The 3587-nt window shown below is 75.5% G+C and carries 2 protein-coding genes; both read right to left on the bottom strand.

The window, feature by feature from the left end; genetic code table 11:
- A partial coding sequence (locus AB8Z75_RS33505) for an ATP-binding cassette domain-containing protein (RefSeq protein ID WP_369208688.1) occupies nt 1-1080 on the bottom strand: 1080 nt, incomplete at its 3' end.
- Nucleotides 1077-3587 (bottom strand): ABC transporter permease (locus AB8Z75_RS33500; RefSeq protein ID WP_369208687.1); only part of this gene is annotated, 2511 nt, incomplete at its 5' end. The genes AB8Z75_RS33500 and AB8Z75_RS33505, both read right to left, overlap by 4 nt.

Below are 3587 nucleotides of genomic sequence, written 5' to 3'. Positions count from 1 at the left end.
CGTACTGCTGGAACTGCGCCCCGACCACATACAGGTCCGCCCGGGCGCCTGGGTCTCCTCCGGCCGGGTGCTGTCGCCCGGGCGGACCTGTATGTGGTCGGGGCGCAGTTCCAGCAGTACGCGGTCGCGGATGGCGAGCGGCGCGGTGAACTCGGGCGGCAGTTGGAGGCGGCCCGAGCGGTCGATCGTCGTGTACTCGCGCCCTGCGGTGGTCGCGCCGTCGTCCTCGTCGGGGGTGACGGTGCGCAGCGTCTCGGTGCTGGTGCGCCCGTCCCGGATGGAGACGGTGCGGTTGACCTGTGCGGACACCTCGGCGTCGTGGGTGACGACCAGGATGGTGGTGCCCAGTTCCGTGTTGGCGCGGCGCAGCGCGGTGAAGACGTCGGCGGCCGTGGCGGTGTCGAGTTCGCCGGTGGGTTCGTCGGCGAGGATCACCGACGGGTCGTTGGCGAGCGCCACGGCGATGGCCACGCGCTGCTGCTGGCCGCCCGAGAGCTGTGCGGGGCGCCGCCCGGCGTGGTCGGCCATGCCGAGCAGGTCGAGGAGTTCGAGGGCCCGCCGTGTCCGCTGCCTGCCCCGGTGGGGGCCGCCGGAGCCGGTGCGTCCGCCGCCTTTGCCCAGTTGCATGGGCAGCGCCACGTTCTGTGCGGCTGTCAGGTAGGGCAGCAGGTTGCGTGCGGTGCGTTGCCAGATGAAGCCGACGACCTGACGGCGGTAGTGCAGCCGGGTGCGCGCGTCCATGGCCAGCAGGTCGTGTCCGGCGACGCGCGCACTGCCCGCCGAGGGGGTGTCGAGGCCGGCGAGGATGTGCAGCAGTGTCGACTTGCCGCTGCCGGACGCCCCGACGAGGGCGGTCAGTTCGCCTTCGTGCACCAGCAGGTCGAGGCCCTGGAGGGCCTGGACTTCGACGCCGTCGCCGCTGAAGATCCGCACCAGGCGGTCGCAGGCGATCAGCGCGTCGGCTCCGTAGGCGCGCTCCTCACGCCCGGCCGCGGCGCGCCGCTCCAGGTCGTCCAGGGTGGTGGCCTGCCCCTCGCCGTGCGGGGACGCGGGGGTGCGGGGCGGGGGTGGCGGCGTCATGAGGGCTCCTGGTTCTCCGTGCGCAGGTCGGCCGCGCGGCCACGGTGCCGGGCCTGTGCCAGCAGCCCGAGCGTGGCGAGGGCCAGCAGCGCCAGCGGCGGCGCGAGGACGGGCACGGGGTCGGGGGTCAGCCGTACGGGCAGGGTGTCGGGTGTGCCCGCCAGGGCGCCCAGGTCGATGCCGGGGCCCAGCAGCGGCACTGTGGCCAGTCCGGTGGCGGCACCCGCCGCGGCGGTCAGTACGTACAGCGGCAGGCTCTCCAGCAGCAGGACGCCCCGGCCTTGTCTGCGGGCCAGTCCCAGGGTGCGGAGTCTGGACAGGAGGGCCCGGCGGTCGGGTGCGGTCTGCGACAGTGACAGCCCGACGGCGAGGGCGCTGTATCCGGCGGCGGCCAGCACGGCGAGGGCGTAGAGGTGTTCGGCGCCGGAGTGGAGCACGGTGCCGGCGTACTCGGCGCGTTCCTCTGCGCGGAGGGTGACCAGGGGGTCGGTGTGCGTCTTCGGGAAGGCCGCGGCGGCCAGTCGGCGCAGGGCACCGGCGTCGGGGGCCGGGCCGCCGGCCAGCAGCGTGTTGGGGGCGAGGAGCGCGGTGCCGCGCACGTCCGGGCGGGCGCGGGCGACGGCCTCGCGGGAGAGGACGACGAAGTCGCCTTGCTGGGTGGCGGGTGTGGTGTCGCGGATCAGGGCGGGCCGCACGGGTAGTTGCAGGCCGGGCAGGACGAGGTCGGTGTACTCGGCGCCGTTGCCCAGTTTTCCGGCGAGGCCGGGGGACATCAGGGCGGGGAGCGGCTCGGTGGAGGCCTCGGAGGGTGCGGGGAGGAGGGCGTCGGCGGGAAGGGTGCCCTGGCCGTTGCGTCCGGTGAGGCGGGCGTAGGAGGGGGCGTCGACCAGGGCGACGGTCACCGCGTCGGCGACACCGGTGAGTTCGCCGTCGTCGTGGGCACGGTAGGCCGTCACCGTGTCCACCCCTGGCGTGTGGCGTACTTTTTTCGCCAGCCCTGCGGGCAGGTTCTCCCCGCCAGGGGTCTCGATCCGTGCGTCCGCTCCGACGGCGCGCAGGGCGGCGGTGTCCCTGCCGTGTGCGATGCCCGCGAGTACCGTGCCGCCGAACGAGGCCACGGTGAGCGCGACGAGCAGGGCGAGCAGCGCGGGCCCCGACACGGCGGCCGAAGGTGCGCGGCCCGCGCGGGCCACCCCGAGGAACGCGACCGGCCCTGGGCGGCGCGCGGTGAGGCGTTCGAGCAGCCGCAGCGGCAGCGGATAGCAGCGCAGGAGCAGCAGCGCGGCAGCCAGCGCGACCAGTACCGGGGCGAGTGCCGGCAGCAGGTCCGTGTCGCCCGCTGTGCCGACTTGGCCCGTGCCGCCGGTCGCGGCCGGGTCCTGTGTGCCGTTCTGACCGCCGGTGCCGCGCTGCCGCAGTGCGACGACGGCGGCGACGGCGAGCACGAACGTGCCCACCTCCACCACCGTGCGGCGCCGCGAGGGGCGTCGTCTGGTCAGGTCGCCGCGGGGTGCGGCGGTCCGGACGCGGCGGTGTGCCAGGGCGGCGCGCAGCGGCAGGGCCAGGGCCGCCAGGGCGGTGACGGCCGCCGCGGCGGCCAGTGCCGCCGCGGTGCGGGTGCCGTCGGTGGCCGCGAGCGCGAGGCCGGTGCCCAGTGCTCCCGCCGGTACCGCCACGGGGGCGCTCTCGGCCAGCAGTCTGCCCGCCAGGCCGGGCAGTGAGGCTCCGCGGGCGCGCAGCAGCGCCAGTTCGCTCGCGCGCCGTTCGGCGGTCAGTGTTGCGGCCAGGAGGAGCACCGTCAGCGCTGTGGTGGCCAGCCCGAGTGCGGCGGTCAGCAGGAGGGGGGCGACGGCGGAGTTCTCCCGCTCGAAGGCGGCGAGGGTTTCGGTCAGCCCGGAGTCGAAGGTCAGTTCGCCGACGCCCGCGGTGTCGCGCAGCCGTGCCGCGTCGGTGCCCGAGGCGAGCCGGGTGAGGTCCTGTGCGGCTCGTCGTGCCTGGTGCCCGGCGAGCGCGTCCGTGTCGAGCGGGTAGTGGAAGTACAGTTCGGCGCCGTCGCGCAGGGACAGCAGCGCGGGTGCCGCTTTCGGGTGGATGAACGCGGTGAAGTGCCAGTAGCGCTTTTGGGCACCGCCCCCGCCGGCAGGGGGAATGGACAGCAGGGAAGGGCGTGCCAGGCTCTGCTCGGCGTTCCAGAAGGGGCTGTGCTCGACGTGCTGCCGGGAGCCGCGCGGTGCCAGTACACCGGTGATCTGGACCGTCACACCGCTTTCGCCCGCGCCTGTGCGGTCCGGCAGGTGGAAGCTGTCCCCCGGCGCGAGACGCATCCGGCGGGCGGTCGCCTCGGTGACCGCCGCCTGCACGCGCCGCCCCTGCCGCCGCCCCTGGGCCTGCTGCTCCGCGTCCCGGTGTCCCGCCGTCGGGCTCGGCATCCGGCCCCGGGTGAGGCGCGCGTGCTGGGCCAGGCGGGCCTGCGCGGCCAAGGTGGCCTTGGGGGCGACGTGGGGGGA

The sequence above is a fragment of the Streptomyces sp. PU-14G genome, from assembly GCF_041028275.1.
In the GTDB taxonomy this organism is placed as follows: Bacteria; Actinomycetota; Actinomycetes; order Streptomycetales; family Streptomycetaceae; genus Streptomyces.
The sequence above is the reverse complement of the archived record's forward strand: the minus strand, read 5'-3'. Positions and strand labels throughout refer to the sequence as shown.